Annotated in this window: 1 protein-coding gene; it reads right to left on the bottom strand. The window is 56.3% G+C overall.

Annotated features, from left to right (window positions below):
- On the bottom strand, positions 1-524 hold a 524-nt coding region (gene rplA / locus BK660_RS30000), incomplete at both ends, for a 50S ribosomal protein L1 (RefSeq protein ID WP_123436395.1).

Here is a 524-nt window from a genome sequence, read left to right on the forward strand (position 1 = left end):
AGCTGGCTTGATACGCTTCAGATCAGCGATCAGGGCTTCAACGTTTTCCTTCAGCTTGACGGCGTCGAAGCCCATCTTGCCAACGGAGGTGTGAATGATGCCGTTTTTGTCGGTGCGATAACGAACCTGACCAGCTTTAGCGTTCTTGACCGCGGTAGCTACGTCTGGAGTTACGGTACCAACCTTAGGGTTAGGCATCAGACCACGTGGACCGAGGATCTGACCCAACTGACCTACAACGCGCATGGCATCCGGGGATGCGATCACTACGTCATAGTTCAGGTCGCCGCCTTTCATTTCGGCAGCAAGGTCGTCCATACCTACACGGTCAGCGCCGGCAGCCAGAGCGGCTTCAGCAGCTGGACCTTGGGTGAACACAGCAACGCGAACAGTCTTGCCAGTGCCGTGCGGCAGCACAGTAGCGCTACGAACAACCTGGTCAGATTTACGCGGGTCTACACCCAGGTTTACAGCAACGTCGAACGACTCGCTGAACTTGACAGTCGACAGCTCAGCCAGCAGTG

This window comes from Pseudomonas brassicacearum (assembly GCF_003732265.1).
In the GTDB taxonomy this organism is placed as follows: Bacteria; Pseudomonadota; Gammaproteobacteria; order Pseudomonadales; family Pseudomonadaceae; genus Aquipseudomonas; species Aquipseudomonas brassicacearum_D.